This is a genomic window from Bradyrhizobium sp. sBnM-33 (assembly GCF_032917945.1).
Classification (GTDB): domain Bacteria; phylum Pseudomonadota; class Alphaproteobacteria; order Rhizobiales; family Xanthobacteraceae; genus Bradyrhizobium.
In genome coordinates this window covers 6,350,701-6,373,647 of record NZ_CP136624.1, presented here as the reverse complement: position 1 = coordinate 6,373,647, position 22,947 = coordinate 6,350,701, and the positions used below count along the sequence as shown (strand labels likewise).

The window sequence follows — 22,947 nt, the reverse complement described above, 5'->3', positions numbered from 1 at the left end:
GCTATTACATCTTCATCAAGTGGGCGCTGATCGTTGCCGCGGTCATACTGGCTCTGCGACTGTTCGGAGTGATTTGACGCGATGGGACAGGCATTGCCCAAACCCGGCTTGCGGCCGTTTTTGCCGGCGGACGTTCCGATGCTGGCGGCGATCTTCGTTGCCGCCATCGAGGGGCTGACCGGCGACGACTACAACGAAGCGCAACAGGAAGCCTGGGCTCAGGCGGCCGAGGACGAAGCGGCGTTCGGCAACAAGCTCGCCGGGCAATTGACGCTGATCGCGACCATCCAGAACGCGCCGGTCGGCTTCGCCTCGCTGAAGGGTGCCGACCATATCGACATGCTGTACGTCCATCCGAGTGTGGCAGGGCAGGGCGTTGCGTCGATGCTGGTCGACGCGCTGGAGAAACTGGCGGGCGCCCGGGGCGCGAAAACCCTGACGGTCGATGCCAGCGATACTGCGGAGCCGTTGTTCAGGAAGCGCGGCTACACCGCCAAGCAGCGCAACACCGTCTCGCTCAACGGCGAATGGCTGGCCAATACCACGATGCAGAAGACGCTGGCCGATAGTGCCGTGCCGGGAGCGCCAACATGAGCCGCGAACGCCTCTATCTGTTCGATACCACGCTGCGTGATGGCGCGCAGACCAACGGCGTCGATTTCACTCTGCACGACAAGCAGATCATCGCGCAGATGCTGGACGAGCTCGGTATCGACTACGTCGAGGGCGGCTATCCCGGCGCCAATCCAACCGACACCGAGTTCTTCGCCGAAAAGCCAAAACTCGAACACGCAAAATTCACCGCGTTCGGCATGACGCGCCGTCCGGGCCGTTCGGCCTCGAACGATCCGGGACTGGTGACGCTCATCGAAGCCAAGGCCGATGCGATCTGCTTCGTCGCAAAATCCAGCGCTTATCAGGTGCGGGTGGCGCTCGAGACCACCAACGAGGAAAACCTCGCCTCGATCTGCGACAGCGTCGCCGCCGCCAAGGCCGCGGGGCGCGAGGTGATGGTCGACTGCGAGCACTTCTTCGACGGTTACAAGGAGAATGCCGATTTCGCGCTCGCCTGCGCCAAGGCGGCCTATGATTCCGGGGCTCGCTGGGTGGTGCTGTGTGATACCAATGGCGGCACCATGCCACACGAGATCGAGACCATCGTGGGCGCTGTCACCAAGCACATCCCGGGCAGCCATGTCGGCATCCACGCCCATAACGACACCGAGCAGGCGGTGGCCAATTCGTTGGCTGCGGTGCGCGCCGGCGCCCGCCAGATACAGGGCACGCTGAACGGGCTCGGCGAACGCTGCGGCAATGCCAATCTCTGTTCATTGATCCCGACGCTGCGGCTGAAGAACGAGTTTTCCGACGCGTTCGAGATCGGCGTCACCGCGGAGAAAATGGCGACGCTGATGAAGGTGTCGCGGACGCTAGACGACATGCTCAACCGCGCGCCAAACCGCCATGCGCCTTACGTCGGCGAAAGCGCGTTTGTGACCAAGACCGGCATTCATGCCTCCGCCGTCCTGAAGGATCCGCAGACCTACGAACACGTCTCGCCTGAATCCGTCGGCAATCACCGCAAGGTGCTGGTGTCGGACCAGGCCGGCCGCTCCAACGTCATGGCCGAACTCGACCGCGCCGGTATCCCGTACGAGAAAGGCGATCCAAAACTGGCGCGTCTGGTCGAGGAATTGAAGGAGCGGGAAGCGGCAGGCTTTGCCTATGAGTCCGCCAACGCCTCCTTCGACCTCCTGGCACGGCGTACGCTCGGTCGGGTGCCGGAATATTTCAAGGTCGAGCAGTTCGACGTCAATGTCGAGCAGCGCTACAATGCCAACGGCCAGCGCATCACGGTAGCGCTTGCGGTGGTGAAGGTCGATGTCGCCGGCGAGCGGCTGATCTCGGCAGCCGAAGGCAACGGCCCGGTGAATGCGCTCGACGTGGCGCTGCGCAAGGACCTCGGCAAATACCAGAAATACATCGAAGGCCTGAAGCTGATCGATTACCGCGTGCGTATCCTCAATGGCGGCACGGAAGCGGTGACGCGGGTCCTGATCGAGAGCGAGGACGAGAACGGCGAAAGCTGGACCACGATCGGCGTCTCGCCCAATATCATCGATGCTTCGTTCCAGGCGCTGATGGATTCGGTGGTCTACAAGCTGGTGAAATCAGGCGCACCGGTGTGAGGGATGTAAGGCGGTGCCGCACACGCCGTCATTGCGAGGAGCGAAGCGACGAAGCAATCCATAGTGCAGCGGTGGTGCGATGGATTGCTTCGCTTCGCTCGCAATGACGAGAAGAGAGCAGGGGCCATTCCATGATCGATCACGTCTCCGTCGGCGTCGCCGACGTCGAACGCTCCGCGCGCTTCTATGAAGCCACCCTCGCAGCCCTCGGCCTCTCGCGCCTCGTCACCCGTCCCGCCACGATCGGCTTCGGCAAAACCTACCCCGAATTCTGGATCAATCTGCGCGTCGGCATGACGCCGGTGCCGCCCGAGAGTGGCACGCATATCTGTCTTCGCGCGAAAACAACTGATGACGTCGACGCGTTTCACGCCGCCGCGCTCAGCGCCGGCGGCCGCTCCGACGGCGCACCGGGCATTCGCTCCCACGATCGCGTAAAATATTACGCGGCCTTCGTCATCGATCCCGATGGCAACCGCATCGAGGCCGTGACGTTTCCGAGTGAGTGAAGCCGTGGTGGCCTAAAGCCTCCGCGCCACCTCCGGCGCCATCTGCTTGGCGCCTTCGGGCGCCCGCGCGGCGGCGGCGCGCAGGCGCGGCACGACGTCCTCGACCCGTTCGGCCTTGAGGATATCGACGTCAAGCGACGGACGGATGAACTCGGTGGCGCGCATATGCGCCAGCAGGGCGATCAGCGGCTCCCAGAATCCATCGATGTTGGCGAGCAGCACCGGTTTGGAATGGCGGCCAAGCTGCTGCCATGTCATCTGCTCGACCAGTTCCTCCAGCGTTCCGATGCCGCCGGGCAGCGCCACGAAGGCGTCCGAGCGTTCGAACATCAGCCGCTTGCGTTCGTGCATGTCGGGCGTGACGATCATTTCTTGAACGCGTGACAGCGCGTGCTCGCGGGACTTCAGAAAATCCGGGATGATGCCGGTGACCAGGCCCCCGTGATCCAGCGTGGATTTGGCGACCGCGCCCATCAGGCCAACGGAGCCGCCGCCATAGACGAGCCGGATTTTGTTCTCGGCAAAACTCTTTCCCAAAGCGTGGGCGGCTTCGACAAAACGGGGGCTGGAGCCGGCGCCGGAGCCGCAATAGACACAGACAGTTTTGATTTGATCCATAGAGACCATGTGGCACTGCACCCAGGAAAGCTCAAGTCTGGTTGACTTCGCTGATGCAGCAGAAATAGGCCCGAAATCAAACCAAACGGGGGAAAGATTTATCTTTCAAGGCTGTACGGGAGAGTTAAACGCTTTATATGACGGACAGATGCAGATCATCAGAGACCATTTGACGGCCGGTGCGCCATCTCGCGTTGGGCGCGACAGTGATGGCTGATCCTGATTCGCGCACCGAGACCGCCCAACTGCCGGCCGACAACACGCCCGAAACGGCGACCCTGATCGGGACGCTGGTTCACCTGTGGCCCTATATCTGGCCCGGCGACCGCGCCGACCTGAAAATGCGCGTGGTCTGGTCGATGGTGCTGTTGCTCGCCGCGAAGCTCGCGACGCTGACGGTGCCGTTCACCTTCAAATGGGCGATCGATGCGCTCAACGGCATGGGCACGGCTCCGGTCGAAGCGTCGAACTGGATGCTGTGGCTGATTGCCTCGCCTCTGCTGATGACGGCGAGCTACGGCGCGGTGCGCGTGCTGATGGCGGTGCTGACGCAGTTTCGCGACGGCATCTTCGCCCGCGTCGCCATGCATGCAGTGCGCAAGCTCGCCTACATCACCTTCGTTCACATGCACGAATTGTCGCTGCGCTTTCATCTGGAGCGCAAGACCGGCGGCCTGACGCGGGTCCTGGAGCGCGGCCGCACCGGCATCGAGGTGATCGTGCGGATGGTGATCCTGCAGCTCATCCCGACGATCGTCGAAGTGTCGCTCCTGATGGCAGTGCTGCTGTGGCAGTTCGACTGGCGCTATGTGCTGGTCACCGCGATCACGGTCGTGATCTACATGTACTACACCTATATCGCGACCGAATGGCGGATCGAAATCCGCCGCAAGATGAACGATTCCGACACCGAAGCGAACACCAAGGCGATCGACTCGCTGCTCAACTACGAGACAGTGAAATATTTCAGCGCCGAGCAGCGCGAGGCCGAGCGCTACGATCGTTCGATGGAGCGCTACGAGCACAACAGCGTCAAGACCTACACCTCTCTGGCGGTGCTCAATACCGGGCAGGCGGTCATCTTCACCATCGGCCTCACTGCGACCATGCTGATGTGCGCGATCGGCGTGCGCAACGGCACCAACACGGTCGGCGATTTCGTCATGGTCAACGCCATGATGATCCAGCTCTACCAGCCGCTGAACTTCATGGGCATGGTCTATCGCGAGATCAAGCAGGCGATCATCGACATCGAGAAGATGTTCAACGTGCTGTCGCGCAATCCGGAGATCAAGGATATCGAGGGCGCCGCGCCGCTCGTGGTCAGCGCCGGGAATGTGCGTTTCGAGGACGTGCGCTTTGCCTATGATCCGGAGCGGCCGATCCTCAAAGGCCTCAGCTTCGAGGTCCCTGCCGGCAAGACGGTTGCGATCGTCGGTCCCTCCGGCGCCGGCAAGTCGACGATTTCGCGGTTGCTGTTCCGCCTCTACGACATCTCCAGCGGCAAAATCCTAATCGACGGCCAGGATATCAGGAACGTCACGCAGGCGAGCTTGCGCGCCTCGATCGGCATGGTGCCGCAGGATACCGTGCTGTTCAACGACACCATCCGCTACAATATCCGCTACGGCCGCTGGGACGCCGGCGATGGCGAGGTGGAAGAGGCGGCGCAACTGGCGCAGATCGACAGCTTCATCCGCAACTCGCCCAAGGGCTACGAAACCCAGGTCGGCGAACGCGGCCTGAAATTGTCGGGCGGCGAGAAGCAGCGCGTGGCGATCGCACGCACGGTCTTGAAGGCGCCACCGATCCTGGTGCTCGACGAGGCGACGTCGGCGCTCGACAGCCACACCGAGCACGAAATCCAGGAAGCGCTGGAGCGCGTCTCACGCGGCCGCACCTCGCTGGTGATTGCCCACCGGCTCTCCACCATCGTCGGCGCCGATGAAATTATCGTGCTGGATCAAGGGCGCATCGCCGAGCGCGGCACCCACGTCAGCCTTTTGGCTGCCGGCGGGCTTTATGCCAGCATGTGGAACAGGCAGCGCGAAGCCGAGGCGGCGCGCGAAAAACTCGCGCAGATCGACGATGGCAACGAAGCGCCGAACCGCGCCCCGCCGCCGGTCGACGACCCGCTCAATGAGCCGGCCGGCGATCAGCCCAAATCCAAAGATCCCTTGGCAACCGCCGCGGAATAATCCAAATACGGCGCTACTTCCAAAGGCAGCGAAGTCGGCCAGATAACAGCGAGCCCTAATGTCGATTGCGAATTCCATCCGCGCGCAGATCCCGCCTGTTCATCCCGAGGGCTATCCCTTCATCGGCGGCTTTGCGCTGGTCAGCCTGATCCTGTTCTGGATCTGGACCCCGCTCGGCTGGATCGGCACCGTCCTGACCGTCTGGTGCGCACTGTTCTTCCGCGATCCCGTCCGCGTGACGCCGGTGCGCGATGGCATCGTAGTGTCGCCAGCCGATGGCCGCGTTTCGATGGTTGCCCAGGTGCTGCCGCCGGCCGAACTCGGCCTCGGCGACCGGCCCCTGCCGCGCATTTCGATCTTCATGAGCGTGTTCAATTGCCACGTGAACCGCAGCCCGGTGGCGGGCCGCATCGACCGTATCGCCTACCGGCCCGGCACCTTCATCAATGCCGAGCTCGACAAGGCCAGCGAAGACAACGAGCGCAACTCGCTGGTGATCTCGACCACGAACGGCCGGATCGGCGTGGTCCAGATCGCCGGGCTAGTGGCGCGGCGGATTGTCTCATTCGTGCGGGAAGGCCAGTCGATCGGCGCCGGCGAGCGGTTCGGCCTGATTCGTTTCGGCTCGCGTCTGGACGTCTATCTGCCCGAAGGCACGAGATCGCTGGTTTCAGAGGGCCAAACGGCAATTGCCGGCGAGACGATCTTGGCCGATTTCGGCTCGACCGAGCAGGGCCGGACTTTTCGCGCCGATTAACCAGCTTCGGCCGCCTAAATGGCCAGGCGGCCGCCAATGGCAAACCGGGCCAGCGCTTGCTATAATCGCTGGCATGCTGATCCCGGACCCCAAAAACCCTGAATTGCGCCGCCGCCGGTTTCGCCCGATCCCGGTGCGGATGCTGGTGCCCAACGTCATCACCTTGCTCGCGATCTGCGCCGGGCTGACGGCGATCCGCCTGTCGATCGAAGGGCGGATGGAGCTCGCCGTCGCCGCGATCGTATTCGCGGCGGTGCTCGACGGGGTCGACGGCCGCATCGCGCGCATGATCAAGGGCCAGTCGAAATTCGGCGCCGAGCTCGACAGCCTGGCGGATTTCGTCAATTTCGGCGTCGCGCCCGGGCTGATGCTGTATTTCTGGCAGCTTCAGGAGCTGAACAACGGCGGCTGGATCGCGGCGATGGTGTTTGCGATCGCGGGTGGCTTGCGGCTTGCGCGCTTCAACGCCAGTATCGACGATCCGAACAAGCCTGCTTTTGCGGCGAACTATTTCACCGGCGTGCCAGCGCCGGCCGGCGCGATCCTTGCGATGCTGCCGTTCTATCTGGCGTTTCTCGGCGTCCCCAAGCCGCCGGCAACGCTGACCGCCGCCTATACGCTGGTGATCGCGTTCCTGATGGTGTCGCGGCTGCCGGTATTTTCCGGCAAGACGGTGAAGATGCGCGTGCCGCCGGAAATGGTGCTGCCGGTCTTCGTCTCCGTCGTGTTCTTCGTCGCGCTTCTGATCGGCTATCCCTGGCACATCCTGTCGATCGGATCGGTGCTCTACCTCGTGAGCCTGCCCTGGGGCTGGAAATCCTATCGCGACCACGAGCGCAACGCCGCCCTTGCCGCACAGCCGGCTCCGACGGCTGAAGCTACGCAATCATCTCCGGCAACATTCTCGCCGACTCCTGGCGACACCGAGGACGAACGGCCGGCGCGGCTGAACTGAGCGGCCTCGCCACTCTCCGATATAGCTGCCATGAGCCGCCGCCGAGTTGGGTTCTCCTGCAATCTCGGCTATAGGGCTTAGCGTCATACGGCCTCAAAGAGCCGGGCCGAAAATCAGGAGAGAACGCCGTGAACAAAGCCGTTACCGCCCCGCTGCCTGCTTCCGTCCTCCAGGCGCTGGCGCGCTACGACACCCCGACGATCTGCAATGCGATGGAGATCGTGGCACCGGAGCGGCGCCTGATCGGCTACACCACCAAGCCGCTGGTCTGCCCGTTTCCCGACCTGCCGCCGATGGTCGGCTACGCCCGCACGGTGACGATCCGCTCGGTGCTCAAATCCACGCTTCCCGCCGACGAGCAGGCGAAGCGCCGCATCGCCTATTACGAATATGTCGGCACCGGCTTCGGCCCACGCATCACCGTGATCCAGGATATCGACGGCGCCGATGTCGGCTACGGCGCGTTCTGGGGCGAGGTGCAGAGCAACGTGCACAAGGCGCTCGGCTGCCTCGGCGTTATCACCGACGGCTCGATCCGTGACATCCCACAATGGGCGCCGGGCTTCCAGGCCTTGGCCGGTTCGATCGGACCGTCGCATGCCTGGGTCCATGCCGAACATTGGGGCGGCGAGGTGCGCGTCGCCGGCATGACGGTGCATTCCGACGATCTGATCCATGCCGACCAGCACGGCGCGATCGTGATCCCCATCGACATCGCGGCGAAGATTCCGGAGGCCGCCGAACTCTGCGGCCGGCGCGAAACGCCGATCCTGGAGATCGCGCGCAGCCCGGACTTCACGCTGGAAAAGCTGAAAGAGGCGCTGAAGCGCTCGGCGGAGATTCACTAACGAAAAGTCCGATCTAACAAACGGGGGGAGCGCTATGAGACGGTTCTGGGTGGCACTGTCATTATCGTTCCTTCTCGGCGTCGCAGCCGTGCAGGCACAAACCTATCCCTCGCGGCCGATCACGCTGGTTGTGCCGTTCCCGCCGGGCGGATCGACCGATACTGCCGCGCGGATCATGGGCGAGCGGATGCGGGCAACGCTCGGGCAGTCGGTCGTGATCGAAAACGTCGGCGGCGGCGGCAGCATTGGCGTCGGCCGTGTGGCCCGCGCGGCGCCTGACGGCTACACCTTCGACATCGGCCAGTGGGACACCCACGTCGGCAGCATCATCTACAAGCTCGACTACGATCTCGAAAAGGACTTTGAGCCGATCGCGCTGGTCTCGAACAATCCGCAGCTCATGGTCGCCAAGAAAGACCTGCCGGCGAATACTCTGGCCGAGCTCGTGGCGTGGATGAAGGAAAACCCCGGCAAGATCAATTTTCGTCAACCAGAATGCGGCGGCGAACGTCACCGGCGTTTTGTTCGAGAACCTTACCAAGCAGAAGGTGCAGTTCATTCCCTATCGCGGCGCCGGGCCTGCCATGACCGACCTCGTCTCGGGCACGGTCGATTTGCTGGTGGTGCAAGGCGCGGTGGCGCTGCCGCAAATCCGCGCCGGCAAGATCAAGGCGCTCGCCAACCTCTCGCCTACACGCTCGGCCTCGATGCCGGACATTCCGACCGCCGACGAGAGCGGCGTGCCTGGTCTCTATATGTCCGGCTGGTTCGGCTTTTGGGCGCCGAAGGGCACGCCGAAAGAGATCATCGGCAAGCTCAACGCGGCGACAACCGAGGCGCTGGCCGATCCTGCGATCCAGAAGCGCTTTGCTGAACTCGGCCTCGACGTCGCGCCGCGCGCGCAGCAGACGCCGGAAGGGCTGGCCGCCTTCCAGAAGGCCGAGATCGAAAAATGGTGGCCGATCATCAAGTCAGCCGGCATTGGCATCCAGGCGCAGTAAGCGCCAGTCGCCATGGTTAGCGAATCCTTGAGATCGCGCGGGCCGCGGACCCGCAATTTTACGATCCCTGTTCGAGTTTAACCTTTACGGCTCTTTAATTGCGCCGACGTAGGGTTCCTCTGCGTCAGCTCCGGATGGAGCGCGCGACCGGTCAGGATGGCCGGTAGTTCGCGTACGCGTTGGAGTTCAGAATGGATATCACCACGCTCGTTGGCCTGGTAGCCGGCATCATCGTACTGTCGACGCTAATCCTGATGGGTGGTGATTTCCGGATGTTCTACGACATCCACGCCGTCATCATCATCTTCGGCGGCTCGTTCGCCGCGACCATGATCCGCTTCCCGCTGAGCGCGATCCTGCACGGCATGCCGCTGGGTGCAAAATTCGCCTTCACCATGAGCCGGCTCGCGGCGCGCGACCTGGTCGACGAACTGGCGCGCATCGCCGAAATCGCCCGCAAGCAGGGCCCGGTCGGGCTGGAAAAGGTCGAGACCGACGAGCCGTTCCTCGCCAAGGGCATTCGCTACGTAGCCGACGGCTACGACCTCGAATTCATCCGCGACAACATGGAGCGCGACCGCGACAATTTTCTGATGCACCTGAACGAGGGCTCGAAGATATATCGGGCGATCGGCGACTGCGCGCCGGCGTTCGGCATGATCGGCACGCTGCTCGGTATGGTGCAGATGTTCTCGAACATGTCGGACCCCTCGAAGCTCGGTCCATTCATGGCCGTGGCCTTGCTGGCAACGCTTTATGGTGCCGTCGTCGCGAACCTGATCTGCCTGCCGATCGCCGACAAACTGCATGGCAAACTGATAGACGAGGAAACCAACCGCACGCTGATCATCGACGGCATCCTGATGATCCGCGACTCCAAAAGCCCGGCGCTGGTTCGTGAGATGCTGCTGGCGTACCTGCCTGAAAAGCATCGCCACGAGGAAGGCGAACTGGTCCCGGCCTGATCGGCTGATAGCATCCAGGCGCGGGCATAAAATATGGCCAAGAAAAAACGCGAAGAGGCGCATGGCGGTCACGGCTGGTTCGTGACGTTCGCCGATTTGATGGCGTTGTTGCTGTCGTTCTTCGTGATGCTGGTCGCGTTCTCCAGCCAGGACCAGCAGAAGCTCAAGATCGTCGCCGGCTCGATGCGCGAAGCGTTCGGGGTGCAGACCGAGTCGCGGCATTCGGGAATCGTTGAATCCGATGGCCTGCCGACGCGGCCGAAGCTGAAGAATGTCGCGCATATTTCGCCCGAGGAAGCCTCCAATACCCCGACGCCCGACGAGAAGGACCGTCAGCGCGAAATCGGCGCCCGCCTGAAAGTCGATCGCGAATTCGCGCTCGCCGCGGCCTCGTTGCGCCAGGCGCTGCAGGACATGCCGGAACTGACCGAAATCTCCAAGAACATCATGTTCGAGGAAACCAACGAGGGGCTCAATCTGGAAATCGTCGACCAGGATGGTCGCTCGATGTTCGCTGACGGCTCCAAGGTCCCGTACGACCGCACCCGCCGGCTGATCCAGAAACTGGCGGTGCCGCTGAAGGCGACACCGCTGCGGCTCAACATTGTCGGCCACACCTCTGCCGGCTTTCTGCCATCACGCGGCGAATATGGTGCCTTCGATCTGTCGGCGGACCGTGCCAACGCCGTGCGCCAGATCCTCGAACGCGAAGGGCTGCCCGCATCCCACATCTATGCCGTCGGCGGCAAGGCCGACAGCCAGCCGCTGTTTCCCGACGATCCGACACTGCCGGCAAACCGTCGCGTTACCATCACGTTGATGCGCGAAAATCCACCGCTTCCGCCTAACCTGAAGCCGTAATACGGTTCGACTACCATAATACCAGTCTAGCGCTGTGGCTACTTTGCGCCAGTCGCGGATCGCGCGTGGTGTTATGGTTGCGCGATGATTGACAGGCAACGCGGAAGCGCCGATAGCCGCCCGGATCAATTCAACGACGAGAACGTTCCTTCTCCATCATGACTGTCAGCGTCACATCTAATGGAGCCCATGAGGGGCAGGCCACCTCCGGCTTTTGGGCCCTGACGCTGGGCAGTATCGGTGTGGTGTTCGGCGATATCGGCACTTCGCCGCTGTATGCGTTCCGCGAGGCCGCGACCCACGCGGCCGAAGGCCAGCCGGTATCACGCATCATTGTACTCGGCGTGCTCTCGCTAATCCTGTGGTCGCTGTTGATCGTGGTGACAGCCAAATACGTGCTGCTGCTGTTGCGCGCCGACAACAATGGGGAGGGCGGTACGCTCTCGCTGATGGCGCTTGGGCAACGGGCGCTGGGCCGGCGAAGCTGGCCGCTATTGGCGCTCGGCGTGGTCGGAGCGTCGATGTTCATCGGCGATTCCATGATCACGCCGGCGATTTCGGTTTTGTCGGCGGTCGAAGGTCTCAAGCTGGTCACGCCTGCGCTCGAACATTATGTGGTGCCGCTGACGATCTTCATTCTGGTCGTGCTGTTCTCGGTGCAGAGCAGCGGTACCGCGCGCGTCGCCTCGCTTTTCGGGCCGGTCATGGTGGTCTGGTTTGCGACGCTGACGATTTTGGGCCTGATCCACATCAGCGACGATCCCACGGTGCTCTACGCGATCAATCCCTGGTACGCGATCCAGTTCATGCTGTCCCATGGCGTCATCGGCCTGGTGACGATGGGCCTGGTGTTTCTGGCGGTGACCGGCGGCGAGGCGCTTTACGCCGACCTCGGGCATTTCGGGCGCAAGCCGATTCAGACCGGCTGGTTTTATTTCGTGCTGCCGGCGCTCCTGATCAATTATTTCGGGCAGGGCGCGCTGGTGTTGTCAGATCCTTCGGCGGTCACGAGCTCGTTCTACCGGATGGTGCCTGAGATCCTGGTGTTGCCGCTCGTGGCGTTGGCGACCGCAGCAACCGTGATCGCGAGCCAGGCGGTGATAACAGGCGCGTTTTCCTTGATCCGCCAGGCGGTGCAACTCGGTCTCTTGCCGCGGTTCGAGGTGCGTTACACTTCGGAGACGCATGCCGGTCAGATTTATCTGCCGCGCGTCAACCGGCTGCTGCTGATCGGGGTCGTGCTGCTGGTGCTGTTGTTCCGCACCTCGAGTGGCCTCGCTTCCGCCTATGGCATTGCCGTATCAACGACCATGGTCGTCGACGGCATCATGGGCTTTGTCGTGATCTGGAAATTGTGGAACTGGCGCGCGGCGACGGCGGCGGCCGTGATTTTGCCGCTCGTCGTCGTCGACATGAGCTTCTTTGCCGCAAACCTCCTGAAGCTGCTCGATGGCGCCTGGGTGCCGCTGCTGTTCGGCGTTGCGGTGGCGGTGATGATCTGGACCTGGCGCCGCGGCGCCGCGATTCTGACCGCCAAGACGCGGCGCATCGAGGTGCCCTTGATGGACCTGATCAAGAGTCTGGAAAAGCGTCCGCCCCACATTGTCAAGGGCACGGCGGTGTTTCTGACCTCGGATCCGAGCTTCGTGCCGACCGCGCTGATGCACAATCTCAAGCACAACAAGGTGCTGCACGAACACAATGTGATCCTGACCATCGAAACCGCACAAACGCCGCGGGTCGATGTTTCAGAACGCGTCAAGATGGAAACCATCAGCGAGAAGTTTTCGACCGTCCGGCTGCGGTTCGGCTTCATGGAATCGCCGAACGTCCCCAAGGCGCTGGTGATCGCACGCAAGCTCGGCTGGCAGTTCGACATCATGGCGACGTCGTTCTTCGTGTCGCGGCGGTCGCTCAAGCCCTCGGCGCAGTCGGGCATGCCGCTCTGGCAGGATCATATGTTCATCGCGATGAGCCGGTCGGCGAATGACGCGACCGACTATTTCCAGATCCCGACGGGACGGGTGGTCGAGGTTGGTACGCAGGTAACCATCTGAATTTCCAGAAAGAATTGTTCGTGGAACCTGCCGCCATCCATGCGGGTGGCGCATACCGGAGGCCTGGATTCCGGCTAACCGGTCTGCTCGTCCCGGGAGTATAGGGCTGCGCTTCTGCATTTGTGCAGTGCGGTAGAGAACCGAGGCCCCGTCTTCATGTCAGTCCAGTTTGCGATCCCCGCGGCGGAAACGCCCGCGGCCAATGGTCATGGCGAAGCGCATTCCACTGCCACCTTCAAGGCGCTGATGCTCGGCAGTATCGGTGTCGTCTACGGCGACATCGGCACCAGCCCCCTATACGCGCTGCGCGAGGCGGTGGTTGCCGCCAGCGAGGCCTCGACCGCTGTTACGCCGCAGGCCGTCCTCGGCGTGCTCTCGCTGATCCTGTGGGCGCTTGTCGTGGTGGTGACGCTGAAATACGTCGTCATTCTCTTGCGCGCCGACAACAATGGCGAGGGCGGAACGCTGGCGCTGATGGCGCTGGCGCAGCGCGCGGTCGGCAAGGGCGGTGGCGCGATCGTGCTGCTCGGCATCATGTCGGGCGCGTTGTTCTACGGCGATGCGGTCCTGACGCCAGCATTGTCGGTGCTGTCGGCGATCGAGGGCATCAAGCTCGTCACGGTGACCTTCGAACACTATGTCGTGCCGCTGACGCTGGTCATCCTGGTGGTGCTGTTTGCCGTCCAGTCCCACGGCACCGCGCGCGTCGCCGCGTTCTTCGGACCGATCATGTGCGTCTGGTTCGCCGTGATCGCGATTGCCGCTGTGCCGCAGATCATGCGCCACCCCGAAGTGCTGCAGGCGTTCAACCCGCTCTACGCGGTGTCCTTCATGCTCCATCACGGCATGATCGGCTTCGTGACGCTGGGTGCGGTGTTCCTCGCCGTCACCGGTGCCGAAGCGCTCTATGCCGACCTCGGCCACTTCGGCAAGCGGCCGATCCAGACCGCATGGCTTTTCATCGTGCTGCCCTCGCTTGCGATCAACTATCTAGGGCAGGGTGCGCTGCTGATTGCCGATCCCAAAGCTATCGAGAATCCCTTCTTCCTGATGTTCCCGGACTGGGCGCTGATCCCGATGGTAGCGCTTGCGACAGCGGCGACCGTGATCGCGAGCCAGGCCGTGATCACCGGCGCCTATTCGTTGACGCGCACGGCGATCCAGCTCGGGCTGCTGCCGCGGTTCGAAATTCGTCATACTTCGGAAGCGCATTCCGGCCAGATCTATATTCCGCGCATCAACCTGCTGCTTTTCCTGGCGGTGATGCTGCTGGTAGTCCTGTTCCGCTCGTCGAGCGGGCTGGCATCGGCCTACGGAATTTCCGTGACCGGGACCATGGTGGTGACGGCCATGATGGGCTTTGTCGTGATCTGGCGGGTCTGGAGATGGTCGCCGATCGCGGCCGCAGCCCTGATCGCGCCATTCCTGTTTCTCGACATCACCTTCCTCGCCGCGAATTTGTTGAAGGTGTTCGAGGGCGGCTGGGTGCCGCTCGCGCTCGGCGGCATCGTGATGCTCCTGATGTACACGTGGCGTCGCGGCAGCCGGCTGTTGTTCGAAAAATCGCGCAAGCTGGAATTCCCCCTGGCCGAACTGGTCGCGATGCTGGAGAAGCGTCCGCCGCAGCGCGTCCCCGGCACGGCCGTGTTCCTGACCTCCGACCCCGAATGCGCGCCGACGGCGCTGATGCACAGCTTGAAGCACTACAAGGTGCTGCACGAGAAGAACGTCATCCTCACCATCCAGACCGCCCCGACGCCGCGGATCGACGATGCCGAGCGGGTGCGGATGGAGCAGCTCAGCGAGACTTTCTCCCGCGTGACGCTGCGGTTCGGCTTCATGGAAACGCCCAACGTGCCGAAGGCGCTGGCGATTGCCCGCAAGCTCGGCTGGCAGTTCGACATCATGTCGACGTCGTTCTTCCTGTCCCGCCGCGCGCTCAAACCCGCCGTCCATTCCGGCATGCCACGCTGGCAGGATTTGCTGTTCATCCGCCTCAGCCGCGCCGCCAACGATGCCACCGACTATTTCCAGATCCCGACGGGGCGGGTGGTCGAAGTGGGAACACAGGTCACGATCTAGGGCGAGGAAGACAACGCAATCCAACACGTACCGCAGGATCGAACTCGGCGTCAGAACTCGGGCGCTTCCTCACGCGCGGTTCGCGCCTGATGACGCGCGTGCTGCCAGACAGCCAGGGCGACCGAGAGCGTCGCACAGAGCAGCAACCCGCCGGAAATCGGCCGCGTGAAGAACAGCATCGGGTTATCGTCCGTCATAATTGCCCGAATGAGGTTGATCTCGATCTGATCGCCGAGGATGAGGCCGAGGATCAGCGGAGCCAGCGGAAATCCGGCCTTCACCAGCGCATAGCCGAACACACCGAAGATGAGCAGCACATACACGCTCTGCATCGTGTTGTTGAGCGCGTAAGCACCGATCACGCAAAGTACCAGCACGACAGGCGCAAGCACCGCGAGCCTCACACGGGTGATCTGAAGCATGAATAGCGCGCCTGCGGCCAGGATCAGGACCATCAGCGGGTGTGCCAAAATGTACGCGGCGTAGATGCCGTAGGCGAGGGCGGGTTGCTGGGAGACGAACAGCGGTCCCGACTGGATGCCATGGATCGTCATGGCGCCAAGCATGACGGCGGTGACGGCATCGCCCGGGATGCCGAACGCCATAATGGTCACCAGCGAGCCGCCGACATTGGCATTGTTGGAAGACTCGGAGGCGATGATACCTTCGGGGACGCCTGTGCCGAAACGCTCGGGGTGGCGCGAGAACTTCTTCGCCTGGTCGTAGGCCAGCATATTGGCGGCGCTGCCGCCGATCGCAGGCAGCACGCCGATCAGGATGCCGACGACCGCCGACCACAAGAGCAGGAACGGACGTCCGAGGATTTCGCCGATCAACTTGAGGTGGGAAACCCGCAGACTCGGCTGCGCCACCAGAACGGGCTCGGGCGTCTTTGGCGCTCCCACCTTCTCGATGTCGGACATGATCTGGGAGAATGCAAAAATCCCGATCAGCACCGGCAGGAACGCGAAGCCGCCGCTGATGAATTCGGACCCAAAGGTGAAACGCGGCACGCTGCCGATCGGGTCGGTGCCGATGACGGTGATCAGGAGGCCGATGGCGGTCGACAGCAGGCCCTTGATGAACGAGGACTCGGCCAGGCCCGCTACCATTGCCATTGCCAACACGAACAGCGAGAAATACTCCCACGGTCCGAACTCAAGTGCGATGGCCGCCAGCGGCCCGGTCACCAGGATCAGGAACAAGCCGCCGAGCAGCCCGCCGAAGAACGACGACCAAACGCCGAGCCAGATCGCCCGGCCCGGCGCACCACTCCGCGCCATTGGAAAGCCGTCGAAGGTCGTGGCGATTGCCGAGGGCGTGCCCGGAATTCCCAGTAGACAGGCGGTGACCAGGCCGCCAGCGGAGCCGCCGACATAGACGCCCGTCATCGCGGCCAGCCCCTGCAAGGGATCGAGACCATAGGTGAACGGCAGGATGACGATGATCGTCATCGTGATGGTGACGCCCGGCAGCGCGCCGCCGATAACGCCAACCAGCGTGCCGGCGAACAGCGGAACGAGATAATTCCACTGCAGTACCGTCAGCAGCCCATGTCCCAAAAGCTCGAACATGGCCTTACCAGTCTGTCCAACTGCCGCGAGGGAACAGCACCGAGAGATACCGCTCGAAGACCAGGTACGTCACCGCCGACGTGCCAATCGCGACGGCGGCGAGGACCGCCCATTGGCGCCAGGTCCTCGGTCTTTCGAGCGTCGCTTGCAGCGCGGCGACGAACAGGACGGTGGCGATGCGATAGCCGAGCAGCGGCAGAAGCACCAAATAGAGCGCGACAATGATGAAGGAGAGCGCGACCAGGCCATAGGCCCGTTGCGGCTGCGCCGGAGCAGGGACATCGGCCGGCTCAGAGCGCCGAGCGAGCAGGTCCTGCGCGACCAGCGCTGCGCTGGTGACGGCCATGAAGATCAGGACGATGCGCGGATAGAAGCCGGGACCGACCGGCACCAGCGGTAGCTGCGGCAGCCCAAACGATTGCACAAGCAGGACCAGACTGACCGCGAGGAAAATCAGTCCGGCAAAGCTATCGCGGCCAAGTCTCATTTCTTGGCGAGACCGAGGTCGGTCATGATCACCTTGCTCTCGCGGTCGAGCTTGTCGAGGAATGGACCGTAGTCGGCGGCGCTGAGATAGGAGACGCGCGTGCCCTGCTTCTTCATCGCGTCCGCGAACTCCGCCTCCTTGGCGGCTTTTCCGCAGGCCTCGTCCAGCTTGGCACGCACCGCGGCCGGCGTGCCCTTCGGCACCAGCAGGCCGCGCAAAACCGCGTAGACGATGTCCATGCCGAGCTCCTTCAGCGTCGGCACGTCAGGGGCTTCGGGATCGCGCTTCTCGGCAGCAATGGCAAGAAACTTCAACTGCCCTGCATCGACCTTGCCCTTCTGCGTCAGGTTCGAATCCGTCAAATCGACATGGCCGCCGAGAATGGCGTTCATGCGCGGCGCAAGGCCTTCATAGGAGACGTACTTGAACTTGACGCCGGCCGCCTTTTCGATGAGCGCCGGGAAGATGTGGCTGGTCGATCCGAGGGTAGCCCCGACGGTGATCTGGCCCGGACGCTTCTTGGCGTCCTCGGCAAGCTCGGCCCAGGTCTTCCAGGGCGTCTTGGGGCTCGCTGTCAGGACCGATGGCGTCGCAGAGAGCAGGCAGATCGGCTCAAAGTCGCTGTATTTGACGTCTGTGACGCCGGCATAGTGCACAAGGTGGATGTAGTCGTGCACCGCATAAAGCGTATAGCCGTCCGGCGGCGAGCCTTTGGCTTCGCGCGCCCCGACGGTGCCGGAGGCGCCGACGACGTTGGCGATTACGATTGGCTGACCGATGTGCTTTTGCAGCAGCGGCGCAAATGGACGGAAGATGTTGTCCGTATCGCCGCCTGCCGCCCACGGCACGATCATCTTGATCGGGCGCTCAGGATAGTTTTGAGCTGCGGCCGGCATGGCCATCGCGGCCAACGCTGCTGTCACCGCCAAAATACGGAGCACGGTCCTCATGACGCTTCTCCCTATCGCTGTTGATTTTTTTCAATCATAGCAAGGCGCCAGGACTTCGCAAACAATGATGCGAGAAGGATGGTCCGGCAGCGTGTGCGGGCGCCGCCAATCCAGGTTTGGGCTGAGTCCACTGTGCCCTTTGAGGCGCTTCGCGGCGGCTGTCTGGCCCGTTGCGATGGCAACGACCTGCGCGGGGGATGTCCGCCTGTAGGTCATTTCCATGTTTGGAAACGACTTCCGCTACCGGTTTGCGCGTTTGTCTGAGATCAATTCGTCAATCCCAGCACCATTCCGCAGGACAATGGACAACGCCGTCATGACATCACCTAGCCTAGGGTGCCCTTGACAGGTTAGCGGCACGATAGTCCGGCCTCTATTTCGGTCCAAAAACCGCAATGCATCGGAGAGCTTGCATGCGCCCCGTGGTGTGTCGCATGGAGCAGCAGCACAATCGTGACCGCCGCCAATGCAACGGAAGCGACGAAGACACGTAGCATTGTATGCGTAATTCCCGGAAGAGCGCCGAGACGAGGAAGCCCCCGGAGAGATTATCTCCGGGGGCTTTTGGACCGTTGGACTGGGTACATCCGCCAATCCCAACGATACTCGCTCTCGGAATCTCGCCACCTGATCATGTGCAGGATGTGGCAGCGATGCGTCATCAGCGTGACCTTATTCCGCCAGAAAACTGCGGGCGGACAGCTCGCGTTTGTGCCAATCAGCGGTCATCATGAGCGGAGGATAGCAATTTTCTCCAAGTTCGCACGCGGCCATGACTCTGGGATCAGTAAGGAAGAAAGCTGCGCTGGGAGCAATTCGATGCACCTGAGGAGCTGAGTCATGAACGGATCCGCGAAATCCTTTTTGGATGCCCTGCAAGCCGAAGGACCGGCCGCCGATCGAGCCGAAAAAATGACTCTCTACGGCCAGTTTGTCGGAGGCTGGGAGTCCGATATCGTCAGCTATGAGGAGGATAGCACCAAACACAGTGGACGGGGCGAGATTCACTTCGGCTGGGTGTTAGAGGGCCGCGCGATCCAGGACGTTTGGATGATCCCGCGCCGCGCCGAGCGCCGTCCTGAGATGCCGGCGATGCCGGTCGCGGGCAACTGGTACGGAACGACACTGCGAGTCTACGATCCGGGCGTCGATGCCTGGCATATTTTCTGGAGTGATCCGGCAACGCAGGTTTACACGCGCCAGATTGGACGGGCACGCGGCGCCGACATCGTTCAGGAGGGGAAACTGCCAACGGGCGCTATGCTTCGCTGGAGCTTCACCGAGATCACGGCCAATTCGTTTCATTGGCTCGGCGAACATTCGGCGGACGACGGCACGAACTGGCGACTCCAGGTCGAGGTCTTTGCGCGCCGCGTCAGCTCTGCTTGAGGCCGTCAAGGGGCTACGCCGCGCATAGAGAAAATACGAACCAGCAACCGAGACAAAAATCGAACTTTCCTACACTGTTGCGCTTAACAGGTGGGCGGCTATGGGAAAGGCCAGTTCATCATTGCTCGTGAATTTACCCAAGGCGTTCCTGACGTCAGTGATTAGAGCTGCGCGCGCCGCATCGTCTGCCTGTGATACCGGACCAGCTAACGGCGAGCCCGCAACGTAACTCAACACAAATCGCTCGACCGAAGGAAAGCGCACGGTCCCACTCCGCTGTTGAATTGCAACGTCGTGAAAATCTGCGGCACGAACGAGAGCTTCCAATTCGGCGGCATTGGACAACCCAAATGGCGCACGCATGATAGCTGCTGCCGCTTGACTAACGTGTCGCTGCAACGCGTCAGCCAGCACAGCAAATCCAGGACTTTCGTGTATGCCGCGCCACACCATCAGTGCGAGTCTTCCTTCGGTACCAAGAACTCTACGCATTTCTGCTAGGGCCGCGGGCCGGTCGGCGAAGAATTGCAGGCCCAGCTGGCAATAGACGACGTTGAATGAAGCATCTGGGAATGGCAGCTTGTCAGCACTCGCCTCTTGCCACTGGAGTTGTCCGCCGGACCGCGAGTCAGGCGATACCACTGATCTAGCGACGCTCAACATTCCAGGATTGAGATCGATCCCAACCACGGTACCACTTGGACCGACGCGCGTTGCGGCGATGCGCGCCACAACACCAGTGCCGCACGCGACATCGAGAACACGCTCGCTAGGCCGAGGTTGAGCTAGCTCAACAAGTATCGGAGCCCACACCCCAAACACAGCCGGCACCAGCTCACGCTCGTATACCTCAGGCGCGCTGCCCGCGATCTGCCACTGTCCTTGCTGGCTCATTTCATGCCTCCTACCTGCAAGACATGTTGACCGTAACCACACTTTCCAAGGTACGTTGGCGGTGAGGATACCATAACTCGATGCTATGAAGTCAGCTATGGGGACTCGGACCTGGCCACGTCTAAGTCAGGTCCGTTCATTCAACACTGCGGACATGAAGCAACTACTCCGGGCATGCCCGAAAAGTGCCACTCCGGACTCATGCACTGCAGGATGTTAGCGTCCTTTACTCGATCATCTCGTCGACGATGGGGAGCACCGTTTGGGGGCAGCAGTTGAATCCGGGTTGCGATTACTTCTTGCGCGGATCGTCTGCTGGATTGACGTAATCGATGCCCCCAGGCCCGACAAACTGAACTTGGAGAATACCCTCCTCATTTCCGGTCCAGGCGTAGTGAGGGTGCTTTGCCGGATATACCCACAAAGAGCCCGGTTTTAACAGCTCGCCTTTCTTCTCAAACGTTTCGCCGTGACTACTCCCGACGTTGCCGCTTATGACGGTCACGACCTCGGAATAAGGGTGAGTGTGCGGCGGCATCTGAAAATTAGGAGGAAATTTGATGCGCATCACAACGACGTCCCCCGCTTTCATTGGGTCGCCCACTAGCGTTGCGAGCTGGACACCTTTGGGAAAGGCGGGGTTCTCCTTCCACACAAGGGCATCAGTGGTGACCCGCGCTGGCCTATCTTGCGCCATCGCCGGGAGAGAGAACGCGATCAAGCTCGCTGTCATCAAGAACTTTCTCATGTGAGCCTCCTCCACTGTGATGTAATTTTCGCTCGTTGCGATAGCTCTAATACCTTGCCGCGGCGGGTCTCTCGGCGCTCGGAGTCAGACCGGCCGGGTCACCGCGGGCGGTCGGGCCGGCCCGACGATCTTGCATCACGTCAACGGACTGGCGCTCGCGCTAGAACCTTTTCGGCGACGGCTCGACCGAGCGCTTGCCCGGCGTCGATATCAGACCGGTAGTGAATGCCTGCATACATGCGCGCGTCTGCTGCCTCTTTGCCGATGGCCAAAAGCGTGTCGGCGTCACCTGGAAACAAACGAGCGAGCACGACAGCCGCTGCGGACGAAATGCAGCCATGCGCCGCCGGGTAGCTCGGATGGTTCGGCGGCGGGAATAGCGTCTTGAGCTCCGGGTCGAGCTGCGATGGCCTGATACGCCAGTAGGCGTACTTTGCATCCCAGCAAGCGATGCAAGCATCATGCATCGCGATGTTCATCGCCGCGAGGGCGTATGTGGCGGCCGCGGGATCCTGACCGAGGCCGTATTCGAGCACCTTGCGGCTGGCGTGCTCGTCCAGAGCTGGAACGAGCGCACTCCGCCGAAGGTCTCCCAATAGACGGAAATCGAATTTGTTCGCGGCGTCCGCGCGAACGATTTCAACTCTGCGAGTTCGGCCAACACCGCGGCCGAATCGTGATCCGGGGGCGGGGGAGGCCGAAACTCATCCGGAGTTTTCAGCGACCAAGACTTCCATGTGGCCGCCGCGGGATTGATCGGGTTTGTTCCCACCCACTTGCCGGCCCCGGAGGGTACGGTCCCGGTCCACTTCAGGTCGGAGCCATCCTGCTTTGCGTGTTCGATCGCGCGCGCCGCCACCTGCCGTCCCAAATCGAGCCCTGCCTTGGGGTCGCTCGGATATTCGACGCCGGCGATGACCCGGGATTGGGCAGCCTGCATGGCAAGCTTCCTGATGCGATCCGCGTCAGCAGGAAACAGATAAGCGAGTACGTCGGAGGCAGCACCGGCGGCTGCACCGAAATCAGATGGATATGATCCGCTGCCAGCGACTGGCAGTGCCGCGGCGATCTGCGTATCGACGGCGAACGGACGCTCGCGAGCGTAGCTTTTCTTGCTCGCAAGAACGCTCACCAGGCATCGTGGATGGCGGCGTGAACAAGGGCGAGATTTCGCAGCGCGAGCGGCACAGTAACGGAGTGTGTCAGCATCTCGCTCACCGCGATCTCATTCCAGCGATACGCCGGTCCGCCGACGTCCCACCAGCGCGCCTGTGAGACTTCGGAGACGCTTCGACTGGCGACCATCGCCTTGAGAGCGGTTAGTTCGGTTGCCGCGGCCTTGCCGGCCGGCGGTGGCGCAGTCTTGAGGTCACCAACAGTTGACAGGATCCAGGTGGGTTGTTCGCCCGCGGCTTCAACTCGAGCGGTGCCCGCGGCTACAACCAGCCACGCGGCAGCCACGCTGCTTGCCAAGGAACGGCTGAAGGGAGTCATCGGCGATCCCCTATGAAGGACCGGCGCCAGACCGAAGGCCTTGAATGTTTTTGCGCTGGAGGTGGTTGAACGCCGTTCTGCCCGCCCCGGCCAGACGCCAGTGGGACACCTCCTGAATTGGGCACGCGTACGAACGCGCTGCCTTCGCGGACAGTGGTCCTGGGTGGCCCCGAAAGTCAATATGAACCTCGTCGTCACCCGTCGAGCTCGGCTGCCTACGCTGCTACTAAATCTCTTTGGTGCGAGGCTCGCGGGCCACGCTTGGCCAGGAGGGAGGCTTCGTTAGCGGCACAGGCTGTGCCAAGTCCACCCCACACGGCGCTAAATGCGACGGGCAGGGCAGCCACTAGGCGGGAGCGCATCGATTCGAT

Annotated in this window: 22 protein-coding genes and 1 pseudogene; 14 read left to right on the top strand and 9 right to left on the bottom strand. The window is 62.3% G+C overall.

Annotated elements, in window-relative coordinates:
- The first annotated feature begins 81 nt into the window (after window positions 1-81).
- The 3 genes from RX328_RS30145 to RX328_RS30135 all read left to right on the top strand — a co-directional run bounded on the left by RX328_RS30145 (window position 82) and on the right by RX328_RS30135 (window position 2,698).
- The gene (locus tag RX328_RS30145; protein ID WP_213252963.1) at window positions 82-594 is read left to right on the top strand and encodes a GNAT family N-acetyltransferase; all 513 of its coding nucleotides are present in this window, start codon (window positions 82-84) and stop codon (window positions 592-594) included.
- Window positions 591-2,189: a citramalate synthase gene (cimA, locus tag RX328_RS30140; RefSeq protein ID WP_213252962.1), complete on the top strand. Its 1,599-nt coding sequence runs from the start codon at window positions 591-593 to the stop codon at window positions 2,187-2,189. The genes RX328_RS30145 and cimA overlap by 4 nt, the downstream gene beginning before the upstream one ends.
- Window positions 2,190-2,320: 131 nt before the next feature.
- Window positions 2,321-2,698, top strand: coding sequence for a VOC family protein (locus RX328_RS30135; protein ID WP_213252961.1), 378 nt, complete (start codon window positions 2,321-2,323; stop codon window positions 2,696-2,698).
- A gap of 12 nt (window positions 2,699-2,710) precedes the next feature.
- On the opposite strand, the gene RX328_RS30130 is transcribed toward RX328_RS30135, so the two are convergent.
- The gene (locus RX328_RS30130) at window positions 2,711-3,316 is read right to left on the bottom strand and encodes a TIGR00730 family Rossman fold protein (protein ID WP_213252960.1); all 606 of its coding nucleotides are present in this window, start codon (window positions 3,314-3,316) and stop codon (window positions 2,711-2,713) included.
- A gap of 209 nt (window positions 3,317-3,525) precedes the next feature.
- Between RX328_RS30130 and RX328_RS30125 the strand changes: the two genes are divergently transcribed.
- The 10 genes and pseudogenes from RX328_RS30125 (at window position 3,526) to RX328_RS30080 (ending at window position 15,040) form a co-directional block, all read left to right on the top strand.
- Window positions 3,526-5,514, top strand: a complete 1,989-nt coding sequence (locus tag RX328_RS30125) for an ABCB family ABC transporter ATP-binding protein/permease (RefSeq protein WP_213252959.1) — start codon at window positions 3,526-3,528, stop codon at window positions 5,512-5,514.
- 58 nt (window positions 5,515-5,572) lie between these two features.
- Complete coding sequence (locus RX328_RS30120; protein ID WP_213252958.1) at window positions 5,573-6,271, top strand: phosphatidylserine decarboxylase; 699 nt, start codon at window positions 5,573-5,575, stop codon at window positions 6,269-6,271.
- A gap of 73 nt (window positions 6,272-6,344) precedes the next feature.
- A complete protein-coding gene (locus tag RX328_RS30115; RefSeq protein ID WP_213252957.1) occupies window positions 6,345-7,226 on the top strand; it encodes a CDP-alcohol phosphatidyltransferase family protein in 882 nt (293 codons plus the stop codon).
- 212 nt (window positions 7,227-7,438) lie between these two features.
- Window positions 7,439-8,074 (top strand): RraA family protein, encoded by a 636-nt coding sequence (locus RX328_RS30110; protein WP_245319874.1) that lies wholly within the window; start codon window positions 7,439-7,441, stop codon window positions 8,072-8,074.
- A 34-nt stretch (window positions 8,075-8,108) separates the two neighbouring features.
- A pseudogene (locus RX328_RS30105) lies at window positions 8,109-8,510 on the top strand (Bug family tripartite tricarboxylate transporter substrate binding protein); the annotation flags it as partial.
- An 85-nt stretch (window positions 8,511-8,595) separates the two neighbouring features.
- Window positions 8,596-9,075 carry a Bug family tripartite tricarboxylate transporter substrate binding protein gene (locus RX328_RS30100; RefSeq protein WP_283772386.1) on the top strand — a complete coding sequence of 160 codons (480 nt, stop codon included), beginning with the start codon at window positions 8,596-8,598 and terminating at the stop codon, window positions 9,073-9,075.
- Between the two features lie 191 nt (window positions 9,076-9,266).
- Window positions 9,267-10,040 (top strand): motility protein A, encoded by a 774-nt coding sequence (locus RX328_RS30095; RefSeq protein WP_213252955.1) that lies wholly within the window; start codon window positions 9,267-9,269, stop codon window positions 10,038-10,040.
- A gap of 33 nt (window positions 10,041-10,073) precedes the next feature.
- A complete protein-coding gene (locus RX328_RS30090) occupies window positions 10,074-10,901 on the top strand; it encodes a flagellar motor protein MotB (RefSeq protein ID WP_213252954.1) in 828 nt (275 codons plus the stop codon).
- 158 nt (window positions 10,902-11,059) lie between these two features.
- Window positions 11,060-12,958 carry a potassium transporter Kup gene (locus RX328_RS30085; RefSeq protein WP_213252953.1) on the top strand — a complete coding sequence of 633 codons (1,899 nt, stop codon included), beginning with the start codon at window positions 11,060-11,062 and terminating at the stop codon, window positions 12,956-12,958.
- A gap of 156 nt (window positions 12,959-13,114) precedes the next feature.
- Window positions 13,115-15,040 carry a potassium transporter Kup gene (locus RX328_RS30080; RefSeq protein WP_213252952.1) on the top strand — a complete coding sequence of 642 codons (1,926 nt, stop codon included), beginning with the start codon at window positions 13,115-13,117 and terminating at the stop codon, window positions 15,038-15,040.
- Between the two features lie 50 nt (window positions 15,041-15,090).
- Here the strand turns inward: RX328_RS30080 and RX328_RS30075 are convergent, their stop codons facing one another.
- From RX328_RS30075 to RX328_RS30065, 3 genes are read right to left on the bottom strand one after another with little or no spacing between them, the layout of a single operon-like run.
- A complete protein-coding gene (locus RX328_RS30075; protein WP_213252951.1) occupies window positions 15,091-16,614 on the bottom strand; it encodes a tripartite tricarboxylate transporter permease in 1,524 nt (507 codons plus the stop codon).
- A gap of 4 nt (window positions 16,615-16,618) precedes the next feature.
- Window positions 16,619-17,101: a tripartite tricarboxylate transporter TctB family protein gene (locus tag RX328_RS30070; protein ID WP_213252950.1), complete on the bottom strand. Its 483-nt coding sequence runs from the start codon at window positions 17,099-17,101 to the stop codon at window positions 16,619-16,621.
- On the bottom strand, window positions 17,098-18,051 hold the full coding sequence (locus RX328_RS30065) for a tripartite tricarboxylate transporter substrate binding protein (RefSeq protein ID WP_213252949.1): 954 nt from the start codon (window positions 18,049-18,051) through the stop codon (window positions 17,098-17,100). The genes RX328_RS30070 and RX328_RS30065 overlap by 4 nt, the downstream gene beginning before the upstream one ends.
- A gap of 840 nt (window positions 18,052-18,891) precedes the next feature.
- Here RX328_RS30065 and RX328_RS30060 point away from each other — a divergent pair.
- Window positions 18,892-19,440, top strand: coding sequence for a hypothetical protein (locus tag RX328_RS30060; protein WP_213252948.1), 549 nt, complete (start codon window positions 18,892-18,894; stop codon window positions 19,438-19,440).
- Between the two features lie 69 nt (window positions 19,441-19,509).
- Here the strand turns inward: RX328_RS30060 and RX328_RS30055 are convergent, their stop codons facing one another.
- The 5 genes from RX328_RS30055 to RX328_RS30035 all read right to left on the bottom strand — a co-directional run bounded on the left by RX328_RS30055 (window position 19,510) and on the right by RX328_RS30035 (window position 22,576).
- Entirely contained in the window at window positions 19,510-20,334 is an 825-nt protein-coding gene (locus RX328_RS30055) for a methyltransferase domain-containing protein (RefSeq protein WP_213252947.1), read from the bottom strand.
- Window positions 20,335-20,626: 292 nt separating this feature from the next.
- Complete coding sequence (locus RX328_RS30050) at window positions 20,627-21,082, bottom strand: cupin domain-containing protein (protein WP_213252946.1); 456 nt, start codon at window positions 21,080-21,082, stop codon at window positions 20,627-20,629.
- 140 nt (window positions 21,083-21,222) lie between these two features.
- A complete protein-coding gene (locus RX328_RS30045) occupies window positions 21,223-21,549 on the bottom strand; it encodes a phosphatase PAP2 family protein (protein WP_213252945.1) in 327 nt (108 codons plus the stop codon).
- Window positions 21,550-21,557: 8 nt separating this feature from the next.
- Window positions 21,558-22,214: a hypothetical protein gene (locus tag RX328_RS30040; protein WP_213252944.1), complete on the bottom strand. Its 657-nt coding sequence runs from the start codon at window positions 22,212-22,214 to the stop codon at window positions 21,558-21,560.
- Complete coding sequence (locus tag RX328_RS30035) at window positions 22,211-22,576, bottom strand: hypothetical protein (protein WP_213252943.1); 366 nt, start codon at window positions 22,574-22,576, stop codon at window positions 22,211-22,213. The genes RX328_RS30040 and RX328_RS30035 overlap by 4 nt, the downstream gene beginning before the upstream one ends.
- Window positions 22,577-22,947 lie beyond the last annotated feature (371 nt).

Excerpts from the sequence above, each read along its gene's own strand:
- RX328_RS30075 (WP_213252951.1), bottom strand. The coding sequence starts at position 16,614 with ATGTTCGAGCTTTTGGGACATGGGCTGCTGACGGTACTGCAGTGGAAT.
- RX328_RS30110 (WP_245319874.1), top strand. The coding sequence starts at position 7,439 with ATGGAGATCGTGGCACCGGAGCGGCGCCTGATCGGCTACACCACCAAG.
- RX328_RS30050 (WP_213252946.1), bottom strand. The coding sequence starts at position 21,082 with ATGAGAAAGTTCTTGATGACAGCGAGCTTGATCGCGTTCTCTCTCCCG.
- RX328_RS30070 (WP_213252950.1), bottom strand. The coding sequence starts at position 17,101 with ATGAGACTTGGCCGCGATAGCTTTGCCGGACTGATTTTCCTCGCGGTC.
- RX328_RS30120 (WP_213252958.1), top strand. The coding sequence starts at position 5,573 with ATGTCGATTGCGAATTCCATCCGCGCGCAGATCCCGCCTGTTCATCCC.
- RX328_RS30085 (WP_213252953.1), top strand. The coding sequence starts at position 11,060 with ATGACTGTCAGCGTCACATCTAATGGAGCCCATGAGGGGCAGGCCACC.
- RX328_RS30145 (WP_213252963.1), top strand. The coding sequence starts at position 82 with ATGGGACAGGCATTGCCCAAACCCGGCTTGCGGCCGTTTTTGCCGGCG.
- RX328_RS30060 (WP_213252948.1), top strand. The coding sequence starts at position 18,892 with ATGAACGGATCCGCGAAATCCTTTTTGGATGCCCTGCAAGCCGAAGGA.
- RX328_RS30090 (WP_213252954.1), top strand. The coding sequence starts at position 10,074 with ATGGCCAAGAAAAAACGCGAAGAGGCGCATGGCGGTCACGGCTGGTTC.
- RX328_RS30045 (WP_213252945.1), bottom strand. The coding sequence starts at position 21,549 with ATGCATGATGCTTGCATCGCTTGCTGGGATGCAAAGTACGCCTACTGG.
- RX328_RS30080 (WP_213252952.1), top strand. The coding sequence starts at position 13,115 with ATGTCAGTCCAGTTTGCGATCCCCGCGGCGGAAACGCCCGCGGCCAAT.
- RX328_RS30055 (WP_213252947.1), bottom strand. The coding sequence starts at position 20,334 with ATGAGCCAGCAAGGACAGTGGCAGATCGCGGGCAGCGCGCCTGAGGTA.
- RX328_RS30130 (WP_213252960.1), bottom strand. The coding sequence starts at position 3,316 with ATGGATCAAATCAAAACTGTCTGTGTCTATTGCGGCTCCGGCGCCGGC.
- RX328_RS30135 (WP_213252961.1), top strand. The coding sequence starts at position 2,321 with ATGATCGATCACGTCTCCGTCGGCGTCGCCGACGTCGAACGCTCCGCG.
- RX328_RS30065 (WP_213252949.1), bottom strand. The coding sequence starts at position 18,051 with ATGAGGACCGTGCTCCGTATTTTGGCGGTGACAGCAGCGTTGGCCGCG.
- RX328_RS30035 (WP_213252943.1), bottom strand. The coding sequence starts at position 22,576 with ATGACTCCCTTCAGCCGTTCCTTGGCAAGCAGCGTGGCTGCCGCGTGG.
- RX328_RS30125 (WP_213252959.1), top strand. The coding sequence starts at position 3,526 with ATGGCTGATCCTGATTCGCGCACCGAGACCGCCCAACTGCCGGCCGAC.
- RX328_RS30115 (WP_213252957.1), top strand. The coding sequence starts at position 6,345 with ATGCTGATCCCGGACCCCAAAAACCCTGAATTGCGCCGCCGCCGGTTT.
- RX328_RS30095 (WP_213252955.1), top strand. The coding sequence starts at position 9,267 with ATGGATATCACCACGCTCGTTGGCCTGGTAGCCGGCATCATCGTACTG.
- cimA (WP_213252962.1), top strand. The coding sequence starts at position 591 with ATGAGCCGCGAACGCCTCTATCTGTTCGATACCACGCTGCGTGATGGC.